Here is a 16,969-nt window from a genome sequence, read left to right as displayed (position 1 = left end):
CTGCCGTGGCCGAGTTCGTGATGGTGGCTGCCCTGCTGCTGTTCGTCGCCATGGGGGTCTTCCAGCTCGGCCTGGCGCTGTACGTCCGCAACACCCTGATCTCGGCCGCCTCCGAGGGTGCACGCTACGGAGCTCGGGCCGACGCGCAGCCCGGCGACGGGGTGGGCCGCACCGAAGCCCTCATCACCTCGGCCCTGAGCGCGTCTTTCGCCCAGGACGTCCGTGCCGTGCGCTCGGTGACGGCGTCGGGAGTGCGGGTCGTCGAGGTACGTGTCACCGCGCCACTGCCCGTGATCGGTCCGATCGGTCCCGGTGGCGCGCTCAGCGTGTCCGGGCGGGCCTTCAGCGAGGAGCAGGTCGTGTCCGGAGCCGGCCCATGATCGACCCCCACGGTCGCGTCGCCCGCGTCGCCCGCGTCGCCCGCGTCGCCCGCGTCGCCCACAGAGTCCGAGCCGCGCAGGCGGGCGGGCTCGCGGACCGTCTCCCGCCCACGGGCGACCCGTCCCGTGGGGCACGTGACGAGGGCCGGGCGATCCTCGAGTTCATCTTCCTGGGCATCCTGCTCCTGATCCCGTTGACCTACCTCGTGCTCACCGCGGCCCGCCTTCAGGCCGCGTCCTTCTCCGCCTCGCTCGCGGGTCGGGAGGCCGGGCGCGCGTTCGTCACGGCGCCCTCGGACTCCGAGGGGTATGCCAGGGCCCGCGCCGCGGCTGCCCTCGCCTTCTCCGACTTCTCGTTCGACAGCGAAGCCCAGGTCTCGGTGTCGTGTGACGGCACGCCGTGCCTGCGTCCCGACGGTTCCGTCACGTCGACCGCGCGCATCGAGGTCCAGCTGCCGCTCGTGCCGGACTTCATCGCAGCCCACGTGCCGGCCTCGGTGACGATCTCGTCGACCCACGTCGCCTCCGTCGACCGGTTCGTCGCGCGATGAGCGCCGAGACGAGGCGGTATGCCGTCTGGCGAGGTGTCCCTGCCCGATCCCTCAGAGGTCGGCTCGACCGCCGGGTCCTTTCCGCCACCTCTCGCGAGCAGGGGCAGATCGGGGTGCTCGCCCTCGGGCTGTTCGTGCTGGCGGCGATCCTGGTCCTCGGCGCCATCGACGTCACGGCCGCACAGCTCGCCCGCATGCGGCTGCTCGACGCCGCCGACTCGGCCGCCCTCGACGCCGCCGACGCCCTCGACGAGCGGGCCGCCTACGAGGGCGGCGTCCTCGACCACCTGGCCCTCACGGACGAGTCGGTGGCGGGGGCCGCCGGTGCGCACCTGGCTCGCACGCCGATGCCGCCGGGAATCACGTCGTGGTCCGTCGTCCCCGACACCGGCACGACGGACGGCGCGACCGCCGTCGTCACCATCCGCGGCACGGCGACCCTGCCGATGAGCGGCTGGGTGCTCGAGTCGCTCGGCGGCAGCGTCACCATCACCGTGTCGTCGCGCGCGCGAGCCCCTCTGGGTTGAGCCCGAGCCATCCCTCCCGACAGGCCCGGGTCTGAGGCCGCTGCCCGATGTGCGCGGCGCGCCTCGGTGCTGCCGTAGGCTGTTCGATCGTGGCTGTTGACTTCACGCAAGAGATCAAGGAACTGCGCGCGACGATGGATTCGGTGCGCGGGGTCACGAACCTCGACGAGCTCGCCCGCACCATCGACGAGCTCGAGCAGCAGGCCTCCGCCCCCGACCTGTGGGACGACCCCGACGCCGCCCAGCAGGTGACGAGCGCCCTGAGCCGCGCCAACTCCGAGCGTGACCGCGTCCTCGGCATGGACGCGCGCATCGAAGACCTCGAGACCCTCGTCGAGATGGGCCAGGAGGAGAGCGACGCGGCGACCCTCGAGGAGGCCGAGCGCGACCTCGCCACGCTGAAGAAGGACGTCGGCGAGCTCGAGGTCCGCACCCTGCTGTCGGGGGAGTACGACGAGCGCGAGGCCGTCGTCACGATCCGCTCGGGCGCAGGTGGCGTCGACGCCGCAGACTTCGCCGAGATGCTCATGCGCATGTACCTCCGCTGGGCCGAGCGCCACGGCTACCCGACGAAGGTCATGGACACCTCCTACGCCGAGGAGGCGGGCCTCAAGTCGGCCACCTTCGAGGTCAACGTCCCCTACGCGTTCGGCCACCTCTCCGTCGAGGCGGGCACGCACCGCCTCGTCCGGATCAGCCCGTTCGACAACCAGGGCCGTCGCCAGACGAGCTTCGCCGCCGTCGAGGTCATCCCGCTCATCGAGAGCGACGACTCCATCGACATCCCCGAGAACGAGCTGAAGATCGACGTCTTTCGCTCGAGCGGACCCGGTGGCCAGAGCGTCAACACCACCGACTCGGCGGTGCGCATGACGCACCTGCCGACCGGCATCGTCGTGTCGATGCAGAACGAGAAGAGCCAGATCCAGAACCGCGCTGCCGCCCTGCGCGTCCTCCAGTCGCGACTGCTCCTGCAGCGCAAGGCCGAGGAGGCCGCCGTGAAGAAGGAGATGGCGGGCGACGTCAAGGCGAGCTGGGGTGACCAGATGCGCTCCTACGTCCTCAACCCGTACCAGATGGTCAAGGACCTCCGCACCGAGTACGAGACGGGCAACCCGAGCGCGGTCTTCGACGGCGACATCGACGGTTTCATCGAGGCGGGGATCCGCTGGCAGATCGGCCAGAACCGCCAGCAGGACTGAGTCCGCCCCACCCCGCCCCCGCCACGCCGGGCGGCTTGCTTTCCCGGGGGTTGCGCCCGGCTGCACGTAGCCTCGTATGCGGTTCCGTGCACGCCTGCCGACGTATGCCGGCACGTGCCCTCCCATCCCAGCCGCCGTTCCGCTGATGACCAGCCCAGTACGAGTCGAGGCACGACCCATGATCCTCTTCGAGAACGTCACGAAGACCTATCCGCGGACCACGCGTCCGGCGCTCGACGACGTCAACCTCGAGATCCCGCGGGGCGAGTTCGCCTTTGTCGTCGGCACGTCCGGTTCGGGCAAGTCCACGATGATGCAGCTCGTCATGAAGGAGCAGGACGTCACGCGCGGCCGCATCCTCATCGCCGGTCGCGACCTCGACCGCCTGCCGGAGCGCAAGGTGCCGGCCCTGCGCCGCGAGATCGGCTGCGTGTTCCAGGACTTCCGCCTGCTGCCCAACAAGACGGTCTTCCAGAACGTCGCCTACGCCCTGCAGGTCCTCGGCAGCAGCCGCGCCCGCATCCGCCAGACCGTGCCCGAGACGCTCGAGCTCGTCGGACTGGCAGGGATGGAGAAGCGCCTTCCGCACCAGCTCTCCGGTGGCGAGCAGCAGCGTGTCGCGATCGCCCGGGCCTTCGTCAACCGACCGCCGATCCTGCTCGCCGACGAGCCCACGGGCAACCTCGACCCCGACACCAGCCTCGGCATCGTCCAGCTGCTCGACCGCATCAACCGCACCGGCACGACGGTCGTCATGGCCACCCACGACACCGTCACGGTCAACGCCATGCGCAAGCGCGTCATCCGGCTCGACCGCGGGGTGTTGGTCAGCGACATGGAGGCGGGGGACTACACGACGGGCTCCATCCCGCGCGTGCGGCTCGACGAGGAGACGGCGGCGCCGCGACGCGCCGACCAGCCAGAGGTGTCCGACGGCCACGACGACGGGGACCCCGCGGCATACGCCGGCGGTGCGGACGGTGACGAGGCCGGCGACCCGGTCGAGCAGCCGGACACGATGCCGCCCATCGGGCGGGACGCGGACGCGCCACGCGCCAAGGGCGGGATCTTCCGCAGGCACAAGGCCGTCCAGACGAGCGACCGCTGAGCGCGAGACGGAGCGAGACACGACATGCGATTCCAGTTCCTCCTCGGCGAGGTCGGCAACGGCCTCCGGCGCAACCTCTCGATGGCCGTCTCGGTCGTCATCGTCACGATGATCTCGATGTACCTCCTCGGTCTCGGCCTCATGGGCCAGCGGCAGGTCGACACCATGAAGGACTACTGGTACGACCGCGTCCAGGTGACGGTCCTGCTCTGTGCCGAGAAGACCCGCTTCGCCAACTGTGCGGGTGAGCCGACGACCGACGCGCAGCGCACGGCCATCAAGGCCGAGCTCGAGGCGCTCAAGCCGACGGTCAAGGAGGTCTACTACGAGTCGCGTGACCAGGCCTTCGACCGGTTCAAGCAGACCTACAAGAACTCGCCCCTCGCCCGCGCGGGGGAGTCCTACTTCGCCGACTCGTACCGGGTGAACCTCAACGACGCCAACAAGTTCGACGTCGTTGCGAGCTCGATCAAGGGCATGCCGGGTGTGGCTGACGTCCAGGACCAGAAGAAGCTCCTCGAGAAGTTCTTCACCTTCATGAATACCGTCTCGTGGGCCGCGATCGCCCTGTCGTCGCTCATGGTGCTGGCGGCCGTGATGCTGATCTCGACGACGATCCGCCAGACCGCCTTCAGCCGGCGCCGCGAGACCGGGATCATGCGCCTGGTCGGCGCCTCGAACTTCACCATCCGTTTCCCGTTCGTCATGGAGACCGTCCTGGCCAGCGTGCTCGGGGCGGTGCTGGCGATGGGCATGCTGTGGGCCACGGTGCGCTACGGCGTCGTCGGCTTCCTCAGCCAGACCCTCACCGACACGGCGTTCATCGGCGTCGCGGACGTCTACTACGTCGCCCCGTTCGTCATCGTCGGCGTCGTCGGGCTCTCGACCCTCACGTCCTGGGTCACGCTGCGCCGCTACCTGCGGGTGTGAGGTCCAGCCATGCGAAACGATGACGAACTCTCGCCAACGCGAGTGACCTGTGGTACCAATTGGGCATATGTGGCTCATGAGACGTTATGAGAAGACCGGTCCCGCGGCCAGGCTGACGGCCGCGGGCCTCGTCGTCGCATGCTCCGTCTCGGTGGGCTCGGCCCTCGTCGCGCGTGCGGACTCCGTCTCGGACCAGAAGAAGCGCAACGACCAGAAGATCGCCGCGCTCGGACAGCAGCTCGAAGGCACCAACGCCTCGCTGGCGCGCGCCTTCGTCAACCTCGAGCGCACCAACGCAGCCCTCCCGCTGGCCCAGCAGCGCGTCGTCGCAGCCCAGGGGGCCCAGGCCCAGGCGCAGGCGGCGCAGGTCGCGGCGGAGGCCACCGAGGCCCGCGCGATCGACGCCGAGGCCAAGGCCCGCGCCCACAACGAGGACGTGGCCCAGCGGCTCGCGGTCGCCCAGGCCAACCAGCAGCGCGCCACCGAGCAGCTCGCCAAGAGCTCCACCGAGCTCGTCACGAGCCAGGACGCCCTCGACTCCTACGCCGCCGAGGTCTTCCAGGGCTCGGAGCAGGAGTCCCAGCTCGGGATGGTCTTCGGCTCGACGTCCCCTCAGGACTTCGCCAACCGGCTCGTCATGGCCGACACGGCCAGCGCCGTCGCGAGCGACACGATCGACAAGCTCGCGGCGATGACGGTCGACAACACCTCCACCCGCTCCTACCTGACGTCCGTGCGCGGCGAGATCGCCGACCTGAAGCGCCAGGCCGAGGCCGCGCTCCGGGGCGCCGAGGCCGCTGCCGCCGCAGCCACGCAGGCCAAGAATCAGGCAGTCGTCGCCAAGAACAACGCGATCACCGCCACGCAGAACGCCGCCGCGGCCAAGACGCAGCTCGACCAGCTCAAGGCGAAGCAGTCGGCCCAGGCCGCCGACCTCGCGGTCCAGCGGAAGAACGAGGCTGCGGATCTGGCGGCCGCGCAGGCCGAGTCGGCGCGGCTGCAGGCCGTTCTCGTCGAGCAGGCCCGCAAGGCGCGCATCGCCGAGCAGAAGCGCGTCGCCGCGCTCAGGGCCAAGCTCGAGCGTGAACGTCAGGCCAGGATCGCCGCGGAGAGGGCCAAGGCGGCCGCGGCCGCGCAGAACGGCTCGAGCTACACCCCGAAGCCGCAGCCGCCCGTCACGGTCCCGACCGACTCCACGCCGTCGAACTTCCTGACCTACCCCGCCAACGGTCCGACGACGTCCGGTTTCGGTATGCGGTGGCACCCGATCCTGCAGAAGTGGATGCTGCACGACGGCCTCGACTGGGGCATCCCCTGCGGCACGCCGGTGTATGCCGCCGCGCCGGGCCAGATCATCCGCGCCGGCTGGCGGGCGAGCGGCTGGGGCAACCAGGTCGTCATCGACCACGGGATCCACCGCGGAGTCGACCTCGTCACGACCTACAACCACCTGACGAGCATCGTGGACTTCGGCGGCGCCGTGAACCGCGGGCAGCTCATCGGCTACTCCGGGACGACCGGCTACTCGACCGGCTGCCACCTGCACTTCGGCGTCTACGAGGACGGCACCCCCGTCGACCCGCGCGGATGGCTCTGACCGGCTTGAACAGCACCTGAGGGAAACCGGCTCGGAGCCGGTGAGCTCCTCGGGGTAGCGTTGGTGCGCTGAGCCCCGCCGAACATCGGCGACAGACCACGCACCCGCGCACGCCCCGTGCGCGTCGGTGGCAGACCCGAGTCGGAAGGACGGTCCGGTGCCCAAGGAGAAGGGGCGGTCGCTCATCGCGAGCAACCGCAAGGCCCGACACGACTACCTCATCGACGACACGTTCGAGGCGGGCATCGTCCTGTCCGGCACCGAGGTGAAGGCCCTGCGGATGGGGCGGGCGTCGCTCGTCGACGGCTTCGCGATGTTCACCGGCGACGAGCTCTACCTCGAGAACGTCCACATCCCCGAGTACCTCAACGGCACGTGGAACAATCACGCCCCTCGCCGCAAGCGCAAGCTGCTCCTGCACCGCGCCGAGCTCGTGAAGATCGCCCACAAGACCCGCGAGAGCGGGCGCACCATCGTGCCGCTGTCCCTCTACTTCAAGGACGGCCGCGCCAAGGTGGAGATCGCGATCGCGACCGGCAAGAAGGAGTACGACAAGCGTCATGCCCTTCGCGAGCGCCAGGACAACCGTGAGGCAGACCGCGCGATGAGCGCGGCCAACCGACGACGCTGAACCCCTCGCTCACGGCCGCACGACTCGGCGCCCTCGCTACCGGAACCGGGGGCACCCCACGCGCGTCCGGTGTCAGGATGGACGGGACGAACGACGTGGAGGCACCCCGATGGCTGGATCGACCGGCTCGACCCGATCGAGCGTGAGGCACGGCCGGCGGCTCGGCGTGCTGGGGCTCCTCCTCGCGGCCGCCCTGCTCCTCGTCGCGCCCATGAGCAGTGCGTATGCCGCGGGCGACGAGGGCATGGACTCCTTCGTCGCCGTCTACGACCTCCAGCCCGACGGCAGCATGAAGGTCACGGAGACCATCACCTGGCGCTTCCCGACCGGCGAGCAGCGCCACGGCATCTTCCGTGACGTCGTCGTGCGGATGGGGTGGAACAACGAGGAGAACCGCTACCGCTACTACGACATGAGCGACGTCGCGGTCTCGAGCCCGAGCGGCGCCCCCGCCACCTTCAGCGTCAGGGACAACGGCGCTGCGCGGGAGATCCGGATCGGGTCGGCAGACCAGTACACCAGCGGCACCCAGGTCTACAAGGTCAGCTACACGCTCCACAACGTGCTCAACCCGGTCACGGCCGACGGCAAGCCGTCCACGGACCCGAGCCAGACCGACGCGGTCGAGCTCTACTACAACGTCTTCGGGACCAACGAGACGACGCCGCGCGACCGCGTCTCGATCACCGTCAACGCACCGGCGGGGTCGACGAAGGCCGCCTGCTACCAGGGCATCAGCCGGTCCGACACGCCGTGCCAGGCCACGTCCGGCGACCCAGCGCGCTTCTCCGCCGAGGGCCTCGCCCCCGGCGACGCGATGTCCGTGGTCGCCTCCTACCCGCCCTCGGCCTTCGGGGACGTGCGGCCCGACGTCCGACAGGGTGACTCCGGGGCCTCGATCGGCTCCGACGCTGCTCCGGCCGCCAACGCGGCGGCGTGGGCCGGCGCCATCGGTGCTCCCGTCCTGGCGCTGGCCGTGATGGGTGCGCTCGTGTGGACGCGCGGACGCGACGAGCGTTACGCCGACCTCACCCCGGGCCTGTCGCCGGCGTTCGGCACCGGGGCCACCGGCGACGGCACGCCCGGCGCGGCCACCGTCCGTGGCGGCTCGACCACCGTGGCGGTCCAGTTCCAGCCACCCCGGGGTGTCCAGCCCGGCATGGTCGGCACCATCATCGACGAGACCGCCAACCCGATCGACGTGTCGGCCACGGTGATCGACCTCGCAGTGCGCGGCTTCCTGCGCATCGAGGAGATCGGCGGGGAGGGCGTCTTCAGCCGGACCGACTGGACGCTGACCCGACTCACACCGCCGTCCGACGAGCGCCTGCTGCCCTACGAGCGCCAGCTGCTCGACGGGATCTTCTCCACCCGCGGCGACGTCGTGCCCCTCTCAGAGCTGAAGAACACCTTTGCGAGCACCCTCAAGCGCATCCAGGGCGCGATGTACCAAGAGGTCGTGACTCGCGGGTGGTTCCGCTCCTCGCCCCAGACCCAGCGCGGGGTGTGGCAGGGCATCGGGCTCGTCATCGCCGCCCTCGGCGGCCTCATGCTCTTCTACGGCCGTCCGGCGATCAGCTCCATCCTCGGCGGCGGCTTCAGCGGGGGAGTGGCGCTCGGCATCGGGCTCGTCGTCGCGGGTCTCATCGTCTGGGTCCTCGGTGGGCGGATGGCCGCGAAGACGGCCGAGGGGTCCGCGGTGCTCGCGCAGTCGCTGGGGTTCAAGGAGTACCTCACCACCGCGGAGGCCGGCCAGATCGAGTTCGAGGAGGCGTCCAACGTCTTCAGCCGCTACCTGCCGTATGCCGTCGTCTTCGGTGTCGCGGACCGGTGGGCCCACACGTTCGCCGAGGTCGCCAAGGCCGCGGAGGCGGCGAACCAGCCCCTCCTCATGCCGACGTGGTACGTCTGGAGCGGCAACGCGTTCCCCGACTTCACCAGCATCGCCGCAGGAGTCGACTCGTTCTCGACGACCTCCACCGGAACCTTCACCTCGACGCCCGGCTCATCCGGCTCGTCGGGCTTCGGCGGAGGCGGTTTCTCCGGCGGTGGTGGCGGCGGCTCGTCCTCCGGCTCCTGGTAGGCCGGTCCGCGCCGACCCTTCACCGACCCGACCGGCGGCGAGCGCCAGCACGGCGCCGGTGCCGGCCACGACGCCGCACAGCGGCCAAAGCAGGCCCGGCGCCGCGGCATACACGATCCCGCCCAGCGGCGCCGAGAGCATCGTCCCGCTCGTGGCGGCGCCGGTGTACAGCCCTTGGTACTGCCCGACGAGGTGGCTCGGGGCGGCATCGAGCACGTGCGCGGTGGCGGTGGTCTTGTAGAGGATCTCTCCGGCGGTCAGGACGACCATGGCCGTGACTGCCGCGACGGCGACGCCGAGCCAGGTCAGTCCGAAGATCACGAATCCGACTGCGACGAGGGCATACCCGGTCGCGATGACGGGCATGGCTGGACGGTCCCGCAGCCAGAGGGCCACCGGGATCTCGCAGGCGAGGATGAGCGCTGAGCCGATCGCGACGAGGGCGGTGTAGAGCCCGAGCGGCTGGCCGTGGTCGTGCAGGTGCAACGGCAGGGTGGCGTAGAGCTGTCGGTAGACGAGGTCGACCAGCACGACTCCCGGCAGGAGCAGCAGGAGGGAGCGGTCGGACCGGACCGCCCGCCAGAGCCCCGCCGGGGCGTCGGGCTGGCGCACCACCGGAGCCTCGTCGGGCAGGAAACGGGACGTCACGTGACGCAGGACCAGGGTGAGGACGCCGTCGAGGACGAAGAGCGTGTCGTAGCCGCGCGTGGCGAGCAGGGCGCCGACCGGAGGGCCGATGACGAAGCCGGCGTTCGAGGCCGCGCGGCTCACCGCGACGGACGACCGCCTCGACCCGGCCGGCACGGCGAGCGCAGCGAGGGCCCCCTGCCCGAGCGAGGCGACGGCGCCGAGGTAGCCCGTGACGGGCATGGTCACGGCCAGCAGCCAGACCGGCTGCCACGGGATGAGGGCCGTGAGGACACCGACGACGCTGGCCGTGAGGAGCAGGACGCGGCGGTGGCCGTGGCGGTCGCCGAAGCGGCCGCCGGTGAGGTTACCGAGCAGGGCTCCGACGCCGTTCGAGCCGGCGATGACACCGGCCGGCACGACCCCCAGCCCTCGAGGCCCGGTGAGGTAGAGCACGAGGAAGAGCATGAGGAAGGCGCTGGCGGAGCTGACGAACCGGCCGGCGGCCAGCACCCAGACGACGCGGGGGAGGTCTCGCAGATCTCTCACGGGGACATCAGACCACAGTGAGTCTCTTTTGGGAACTGAGTTACGATGGCGACATGACGCGGCGACACGCGGCCCCCGAAGACCCGTGCGGCATCGCCCAGGCGGTGGGTGTCCTCGGTGACCCGTGGAGCCTGCTCGTGCTCCGCGACGTCGCCGGCGGCCGCACGCGCTTCGATGAGCTCGTGGCCGAGACCGGCATCTCACGCAAGGTCCTGACCCAGCGTCTCGACGCGCTCGTTGCCGACGGCGTCCTCGCGCGCCGCGGCTACTCCGAGCGACCCCCGAGACACGAGTACGTCCTCACGGCGCTGGGTCGCGGTGCGCTGCCCGTGCTCAGCGCCTTGCAGGAGTTCGGTGACACGTGGCTGCTCGGTGACGGTCGGCCCGACGCGGGCGCGGCCACCGACTCCAACGAGGCGGCTCGGGTGAGCAGCCTGGTGGGAGAGGCGATCCCACGGCTGCACGCCCTCGACCCCGTCACCGACGCGGCCTTCACCGTCGTCTACTGCTACCCCGGCAACGCCTTCCCCGGCGCCGACGAGATCCCCGGCGGCATCGGCTGCACCCTCGAGTCATGCACGTACCGCGACCGGCTGGGCGAGTTCGCGACGCTGGGTGCCGCGGTGGTCGGGGTCTCGACCCAGCGCGCGAGCGAGCAGGCGGCGTTCGCCGCGGTCAACGGCATTCGCTTCCCGCTCCTGTCGGACGCCGACCTCGAGCTGACCACGGCCCTGCGGCTGCCGACCTTCCGCGCTGGGGGGACGACCCGGCTCAAGCGGCAGACGCTGGTGGTCGACCGTGACCGCGTCGTGCGCGGCACGCTCTTCCCCATCCCTGACGTCACCGGCTCGGTCGAGGACGCCCTGCGCCTCGTCGACGACCTGCGCCCGACGGCCTGACACGCTCGCGCGGACGCTCGGCCCGACACGCTCGGGCGCACGCGCCCTCGGTCCTCGTGTCAGCCGATCACGACGAGGAGGTCGCCGCCCTCCACCTGCTGCTGCGTCCCGATCGCGACCCGCGACACGGTTCCACCGCCGGGGCTCGTGATGTTGGCCTCCATCTTCATGGCCTCGATGGTCGCGACGACGCCGCCGGCCTCGACGGAGTCACCCTCCGCGACGGCGAGGGTGACGACGCCGGCGAAGGGTGCGGCAACGTGGCCGGCAGCGCTCGGGTCGGCCTTCTCGGCCGACTTGACGGCCGCCTCCACCGACCGGTCGCGCACAGAGATCGGGCGGAACTGGCCGCCCAGTGTGCACATGACGGTGCGCATGCCCTTGGGGTCGGCCTCGCCGATGGACTGCACGCCGATGATCAGGACCTTCCCGGGCTCGATCTCGACCTCGTACTCCTCGCCCTGCTCCAGGCCGTGCAGGAACTCGACGGTGCCGAGCACGGAGAGGTCGCCGTACGACTCGCGTGAAGACTCGAACTCCTTCGTCGGGCCGGGGAAGAGCAGCTGGTTGAGCGTCCGCCGCGGAGCCTCGTCGAGGTCCTTCTCCTGCTCCGGCGTCAGCTCGGTCAGCCGCGGCCTCGCCCGGCGGCCGGCCAAGGCCTTGGTGCGGAACGGCTCGGGCCAGCCGCCGGGCGGGTCGCCGAGCTCGCCGTTGAGGAAGCCGATGACGGAGTCCGGGATGTCGTACTTCTGGGGGTCGTCCTCGAAGTCCTTCGGGTCGGCGCCCGCGCCGACGAGGGCGAGGGCGAGGTCGCCGACGACCTTGGAGCTCGGCGTCACCTTGACGAGGTTGCCGAGGATGCGGTTCGCCGCGGCATACATGTCCTCGATGGCCTCGAAGCGGTCGCCGAGGCCGAGGGCGATCGCCTGCTGGCGCAGGTTGCTCAGCTGGCCGCCGGGGATCTCGTGGAAGTAGACACGCCCGGTGGGGGAGTCGAGCCCGGACTCGAAGGGACGGTAGAGATGACGCACGGCCTCCCAGTACGGCTCGAGCGCGAAGACGTGACCGATGTCGAGCCCGGTCGGTCGGTCGGTGTCGTCGGTCGCTGCCACGAGCGCCGAGAGCGAGGGCTGGCTCGTCGTGCCCGCCATGGTGGCGGTGGCGGCGTCGACGGCGTCGACCCCCGCGTCGATGGCCGCGAGCAGGGTGCCGATCTGGCCGCCGGCGGTGTCGTGGGTGTGGAGGTGCACGGGCACGTCGAAGCGCTCACGCAGAGCCCGGACGAGGCGGGCGGCCGCGGGGGCGCGCAGCAGGCCGGCCATGTCCTTGATGGCGAGGACGTGGGCACCGGTGTCGACGATCTGCTCGGCGAGCCGCAGGTAGTAGTCGAGCGTGTAGAGCTTCTCGCCGGGCGACATGAGGTTGCCGGTGTAGCAGAGCGCGACCTCGGCGACCGCGGTGTTCGTCTCGAGCACCGCCTCGACGGCCGGGCGCATCTGCGAGACGTCGTTGAGGGAGTCGAAGATCCGGAAGATGTCGAGGCCCGTCGAGGCTGCCTCACGTACGAAGGCGTCGGTGACCGCCGTCGGGTAGGGCGTGTAGCCAACCGTGTTGCGCCCGCGCAGGAGCATCTGCAGGGGGATGTTGGGCATCGCCTCGCGCAGGGCCGCGAGGCGCTCCCAGGGGTCCTCGGCGAGGAAGCGGAGCGCGACGTCGTACGTCGCGCCGCCCCACGCCTCCATCGAGAGCAGCTGGGGCGTCAGGTGCGCCACGTGCCTCGCCACGTGGAGCAGGTCACGGGTCCGCATGCGGGTGGCGAGGAGCGACTGGTGGGCGTCCCGGAAGGTCGTGTCGGTGACGGCGACGTCGTTCGCCTCGCGCAGGGAGCGCGCGAAGGCGGCCGGCCCGTCGGCGACGAGCCGGTCCCTGGCACCAGGCGGCAGCGGGGCTTCCGGCAGCTGGGGGAGCTTGCTGCGCGGGCGGACCCGCGTCGTGACGGCACCGTTGGGCCGGTTGACGGTGACGTCGGCGAGGAAGGTCAGCAGCTTCGTCGCCCGGTCGGCACTGACCCGCGCCGAGAGCAGCTCGGGTCGCTCGTCGATGAACGACGTCGTCGCGAGACCGTCCTGGAAGACCGGGTCGGCGAGGACGGCCTCGAGGAACGGGATGTTGGTGGAGACCCCGCGGATGCGGAACTCCGCGAGCGCGCGCTGGGCGCGCCGGACGGCGATCGGGAAGGTCATGCCACGGCACGTGAGCTTGACGAGCATCGAGTCGAAGTGGGCGCTGACCTCGGCGCCGACGAAGACGGTGCCGCCGTCGAGGCGCACGCCGCTGCCGCCGGCGGAGCGGTACACCGTGATGGTGCCGGCGTCGGGACGGAAGCCGTTGGCGGGGTCCTCCGTCGTGATGCGGCACTGCAGCGCGAAGCCCTTGGTGCGGATGTCGTCCTGGCGCAGCCCCATCGACGCGAACGTGTCGCCCGATGCGATCTGCATCTGCATGACGACGAGGTCGAGGTCGGTGACCTCCTCGGTGACCGTGTGCTCGACCTGGATGCGCGGGTTCATCTCGATGAAGACGTAGCGGCCGTCCTCGCCGAGGAGGAACTCGACGGTGCCGGCGTTGACGTAGCCGATCGAGCGGGCGAACGCGACGGCGTCGGCACACATGCTGGCGCGCGTGTCGGTATCGAGGTTGGGCGCAGGCGCGATCTCGACGACCTTCTGGTGACGGCGCTGGAGCGAGCAGTCGCGTTCGTAGAGGTGGACGACCTCACCGGTGCTGTCCGCCAGCACCTGGACCTCGATGTGCCGCGGGTTGACCACGGCCTCCTCGAGGTAGAGCGTCGGGTCGCCGAAGGCGGACTCGGCCTCGCGCTGGGCGGCCTCGAGGGCGTCGCGCAGGCCCTCGCGCGTCTCGACCCGGCGCATGCCGCGGCCGCCACCACCGCTGACCGCCTTGACGAAGACGGGGAAGCCGATCTCGTCGGCCGCCGCCGCCAGGACGTCGAGGTCGGTGCCGGGCTCGGCTCCACGGAGCGTGGGCAGTCCGGCCTCGCGAGCGGCCGCGATGGCGCGGGCCTTGTTGCCGGTGAGGTGCAGCACCGACGGCGGTGGGCCGATGAAGGTGATGCCGGCCGTCTCGCACGCCTCGGCGAGGAGCGGGTTCTCGGAGAGGAACCCATAGCCCGGGTAGATCGCGTCGGCGCCGGCCTCGACGGCCTGGGCGACGATGGCCTCGTGGTCGAGGTAGGCGCGGACCGGGTGGCCCTCCTCGCCGATCTGGTAGGCCTCGTCGGCCTTGAGCCGGTGCTCGCTCTTGCGGTCCTCGTAGGGGAAGACGGCGACGGTCCGGGCGCCGAGCTCGGTCGCGGCCCGGAAGGCCCGGACGGCGATCTCGCCTCGGTTGGCGACGAGAACCTTGCGGAACATCGGACCTCCAGGGGGCCGGGGGCGACGGGGGTGGTCCGCGTCGACCACGTCGGCAGCCTAGTGGCGCGTCGGGTCCACGCGAGTCCGCGTCCCGATCCGGACGCGGCGCCGGGAATGACGTGGACCGCCCGAGCGTTCCTCCTGCATACTGTGGGCTCCACTGCGGTGGAGCGCAGGGCAGCTTGACAAGTGAACAGCGTGACGTGGACACCCCTCATGGGGGTGATCGGTTTCGACGGTGGTCGACACACCAGGGGAAGCGGGTCGAGGATGCAGGGTTATCTCGTAAACGCTCCTTGCAAAACAATAGGTGCCAATTCTTCGCGCACCGACTTCGCCCTCGCCGCCTGAGCGAGCCTCGAAGTCTGTCAGCCTGAGCTAGTTTCCGACTCAGTGCCTGGCATCAGCTAGGAAACTTGCTGCGCAGTCATGTTGGGGGGCTGCGCGGGACTCTTACTCAACTGGGCCTGTCAGGGGACGTGTGCGTGCGAGCCCTGGGGCCGAGAAAAGCCAAAGCGCACTGCACCCGGAGAAGCCCTGGTTTCTCGTCATCGGACGCGGGTTCAATTCCCGCCACCTCCACCACTCTCGTGGTGGCCACGTCACGCTGTCGCTCCAGAGCAGCAGGAGGGCGTCCCGTCTCGCGGGGCGCCCTCTTGCGTCCCTCCCTCCAATCGAAAGAGCGTTCCGTCCGGACGGAACGCTCTTTCGATCGGAAGGAGGGGCTCGTCACGTGATCGAGAGAGCGATCCGTCCGCGTTGCCTCTAGGGACTGGACGTATGCCGTGCCTCCGGGCGCTGTCAGGCCTGCTCGGTCGCGACGGAGCCGGCCGACGCCTCGGCCGCCATCTGCTCCTTGATCGGGGCCATGTCGAGGTTCTTCACCTGCTCGATGACGTCCTGAAGCGCGGACTGCGGCAGCGCGCCGGGCTGGGCGAAGACGAGCACGCCCTCCTTGAAGGCCATCAGGGTCGGGATGGAGGTGATGTTCGCCGCCGACGCGAGGGACTGCTCGGCCTCGGTGTCGACCTTGCCGAACACGATGCCCTCGTTGTCACCGCTCTGCGAGGCGGCGTCGTAGACCGGGGCGAACTGTCGACACGGGCCGCACCAGGACGCCCAGAAGTCGACCAGGACGATGTCGTTGTCGAGAACGGTCTTCTCGAAGGACTGCGCGGTCAGGTCAGTGGTAGCCATGTCTCTCCCAACGGATCGTGCGGGACGGGTATTCCGACGTCAGCGCAGCTCCCACGTCACGGTGACGGTGGCGCCGAGGTCGAGGTCGCCGCCCTCGACCGGCATCCCGCCCGCGAGATCACGGGACGCAGCCATCGCCTTGTACGCGACGGGCGCGACGGCGCCGGCCTCGGCCACGCCGAGGACTGCGCCGAGCTGCGAGCCGGAGAGCGCCGCATACTGCTCCGCCTTGTCGCGCGCGTCCGCGAAGGCGGCGTCGCGCGCGCGCCGCAGCCCCTCGCTCCGGTCGGACACGTCGAGCCGCACCTGGTCGACGAGGAGCGCGTTGCCGACCGCGGACGCGGCTGCTTCGAGGATCTCGCCGACCGACTCGAGGCGGCGCACCGTCACGGCGAGGCGCTGCTGCGCCGTGAAGCCGATCGCCGTGCCGGTGTTGTCCCAGCGCTGGTTGACGCCCGCATCGAGGGTGCGGATGTCGGCGTCGGCGACGTCGTGGTCGCGCACGACCGCCCCCACCTTGGTGATGCCCTCGGACGCCCCGGAGAGCGCCGCCGCGACGTCACCGGCGTCGTGACCGACCCGCAGGTCGAGCCGGACGACGTCGGGGGACACGGCGGCCCGGCCGCTGCCGATGACGGTGACCGTGCGCTTGGCCATGGGGTTCCTCTCGTCACGGCCCGCGCAGGGGTTTCCGGGCTCTCGTCGCAACCTACCTAGACTGCGATGCCATGACGACCCTCTCGCCACGTTCCGCCCCCCGCTCCCGGGTCGTGGTCGGTCTGGCCGTCGCAGCCGTCGTCGTGCAGCTGCTCGTGCTCTACTGGCCCGTCGTCACCGTCGAGGGCCCGGTCAGCTGGACCGACAAGGTCGTCCACCTCCTCGTCTTCGCCGTGCCCACGTATGCCGTGGGGCGCGCCCTCGGGTCCGTGCGGACCGCGGTCCTGGTCTTCGCGGTGCACGCCCCGGTGAGTGAGCTCGTCCAGCACTTCCTGCTCCCCGGACGCTCGGGCGACGTGTGGGACGCCGTGGTCGACCTCGTCGGCGTCGCGCTCGGCGCCGCCGTGCTGGTGGTCAGGGCACGGCAGCGCCGCTGGTAGACTGGGCGGCATCCGACTCCGAGGTCTCCTCGGATCACGACGGAAGAGATGGCGCCGGGGATGCCCGGCGGGCAGGCTCGTCCGACGGGGTGACACCCCACCGGCAGATCGCGCAGACGGCGCGGCCCGGCACCGACGCGGAGCGGATCCGATCGCC

At 70.8% G+C, this 16,969-nt stretch carries 15 protein-coding genes and 1 other RNA gene; 12 read left to right on the top strand and 4 right to left on the bottom strand.

Features of this window, described 5'->3' with window-relative positions; translation table 11 throughout:
- The first annotated feature begins 5 nt into the window (after positions 1 to 5).
- The 9 genes from AB4030_RS20975 to AB4030_RS20935 all read left to right on the top strand — a co-directional run bounded on the left by AB4030_RS20975 (position 6) and on the right by AB4030_RS20935 (position 9,009).
- Positions 6 to 380, top strand: coding sequence for a TadE family protein (locus AB4030_RS20975; RefSeq protein ID WP_442281140.1), 375 nt, complete (start codon positions 6 to 8; stop codon positions 378 to 380).
- Positions 377 to 931 (top strand): pilus assembly protein, encoded by a 555-nt coding sequence (locus AB4030_RS20970; protein WP_442281139.1) that lies wholly within the window; start codon positions 377 to 379, stop codon positions 929 to 931. The genes AB4030_RS20975 and AB4030_RS20970 overlap by 4 nt, the downstream gene beginning before the upstream one ends.
- The gene (locus tag AB4030_RS20965; protein ID WP_442281138.1) at positions 928 to 1,458 is read left to right on the top strand and encodes a pilus assembly protein TadG-related protein; all 531 of its coding nucleotides are present in this window, start codon (positions 928 to 930) and stop codon (positions 1,456 to 1,458) included. The genes AB4030_RS20970 and AB4030_RS20965 overlap by 4 nt, the downstream gene beginning before the upstream one ends.
- An 89-nt stretch (positions 1,459 to 1,547) precedes the next feature.
- Positions 1,548 to 2,660 (top strand): peptide chain release factor 2, encoded by a 1,113-nt coding sequence (prfB, locus tag AB4030_RS20960; protein ID WP_442281137.1) that lies wholly within the window; start codon positions 1,548 to 1,550, stop codon positions 2,658 to 2,660.
- 178 nt (positions 2,661 to 2,838) lie between these two features.
- Positions 2,839 to 3,768, top strand: a complete 930-nt coding sequence (gene ftsE, locus AB4030_RS20955) for a cell division ATP-binding protein FtsE (RefSeq protein ID WP_442281136.1) — start codon at positions 2,839 to 2,841, stop codon at positions 3,766 to 3,768.
- A gap of 24 nt (positions 3,769 to 3,792) precedes the next feature.
- On the top strand, positions 3,793 to 4,698 hold the full coding sequence (ftsX, locus tag AB4030_RS20950; protein WP_442281135.1) for a permease-like cell division protein FtsX: 906 nt from the start codon (positions 3,793 to 3,795) through the stop codon (positions 4,696 to 4,698).
- A 76-nt stretch (positions 4,699 to 4,774) separates the two neighbouring features.
- Entirely contained in the window at positions 4,775 to 6,295 is a 1,521-nt protein-coding gene (locus AB4030_RS20945; RefSeq protein WP_442281134.1) for a peptidoglycan DD-metalloendopeptidase family protein, read from the top strand.
- A 157-nt stretch (positions 6,296 to 6,452) separates the two neighbouring features.
- On the top strand, positions 6,453 to 6,926 hold the full coding sequence (gene smpB, locus AB4030_RS20940; RefSeq protein WP_442281133.1) for an SsrA-binding protein SmpB: 474 nt from the start codon (positions 6,453 to 6,455) through the stop codon (positions 6,924 to 6,926).
- A 109-nt stretch (positions 6,927 to 7,035) separates the two neighbouring features.
- Complete coding sequence (locus AB4030_RS20935) at positions 7,036 to 9,009, top strand: DUF2207 domain-containing protein (protein WP_442281132.1); 1,974 nt, start codon at positions 7,036 to 7,038, stop codon at positions 9,007 to 9,009.
- Here AB4030_RS20935 and AB4030_RS20930 read toward each other — a convergent pair.
- Positions 8,932 to 10,185 carry an MFS transporter gene (locus tag AB4030_RS20930; RefSeq protein WP_442281131.1) on the bottom strand — a complete coding sequence of 418 codons (1,254 nt, stop codon included), beginning with the start codon at positions 10,183 to 10,185 and terminating at the stop codon, positions 8,932 to 8,934. The two genes, AB4030_RS20935 and AB4030_RS20930, sit on opposite strands and share 78 nt — an antisense overlap.
- A gap of 53 nt (positions 10,186 to 10,238) precedes the next feature.
- Between AB4030_RS20930 and AB4030_RS20925 the strand changes: the two genes are divergently transcribed.
- Positions 10,239 to 11,084: a winged helix-turn-helix transcriptional regulator gene (locus tag AB4030_RS20925; protein WP_442281130.1), complete on the top strand. Its 846-nt coding sequence runs from the start codon at positions 10,239 to 10,241 to the stop codon at positions 11,082 to 11,084.
- Between the two features lie 59 nt (positions 11,085 to 11,143).
- Here AB4030_RS20925 and AB4030_RS20920 read toward each other — a convergent pair whose 3' ends face one another.
- Positions 11,144 to 14,518: a pyruvate carboxylase gene (locus AB4030_RS20920; protein WP_442281129.1), complete on the bottom strand. Its 3,375-nt coding sequence runs from the start codon at positions 14,516 to 14,518 to the stop codon at positions 11,144 to 11,146.
- A 218-nt stretch (positions 14,519 to 14,736) separates the two neighbouring features.
- Here AB4030_RS20920 and ssrA point away from each other — a divergent pair.
- Positions 14,737 to 15,103: a transfer-messenger RNA gene (gene ssrA, locus AB4030_RS20915) on the top strand.
- Positions 15,104 to 15,319: 216 nt separating this feature from the next.
- On the opposite strand, the gene trxA is transcribed toward ssrA, so the two are convergent.
- Both trxA and AB4030_RS20905 read right to left on the bottom strand, forming a co-directional pair.
- Positions 15,320 to 15,715 carry a thioredoxin gene (gene trxA, locus AB4030_RS20910; RefSeq protein ID WP_442281128.1) on the bottom strand — a complete coding sequence of 132 codons (396 nt, stop codon included), beginning with the start codon at positions 15,713 to 15,715 and terminating at the stop codon, positions 15,320 to 15,322.
- A gap of 39 nt (positions 15,716 to 15,754) precedes the next feature.
- The gene (locus AB4030_RS20905; protein WP_442281127.1) at positions 15,755 to 16,372 is read right to left on the bottom strand and encodes an SIMPL domain-containing protein; all 618 of its coding nucleotides are present in this window, start codon (positions 16,370 to 16,372) and stop codon (positions 15,755 to 15,757) included.
- 71 nt (positions 16,373 to 16,443) lie between these two features.
- Between AB4030_RS20905 and AB4030_RS20900 the strand changes: the two genes are divergently transcribed.
- Complete coding sequence (locus AB4030_RS20900) at positions 16,444 to 16,812, top strand: VanZ family protein (RefSeq protein ID WP_442281126.1); 369 nt, start codon at positions 16,444 to 16,446, stop codon at positions 16,810 to 16,812.
- Positions 16,813 to 16,969 lie beyond the last annotated feature (157 nt).

The organism is Terrabacter sp. 2YAF2 (assembly GCF_052114705.1).
Lineage (GTDB): Bacteria > Actinomycetota > Actinomycetes > Actinomycetales > Dermatophilaceae > Terrabacter.
Note: the sequence above shows the minus strand (reverse complement) of the source record. Positions and strands in the feature narration are given on the sequence as shown.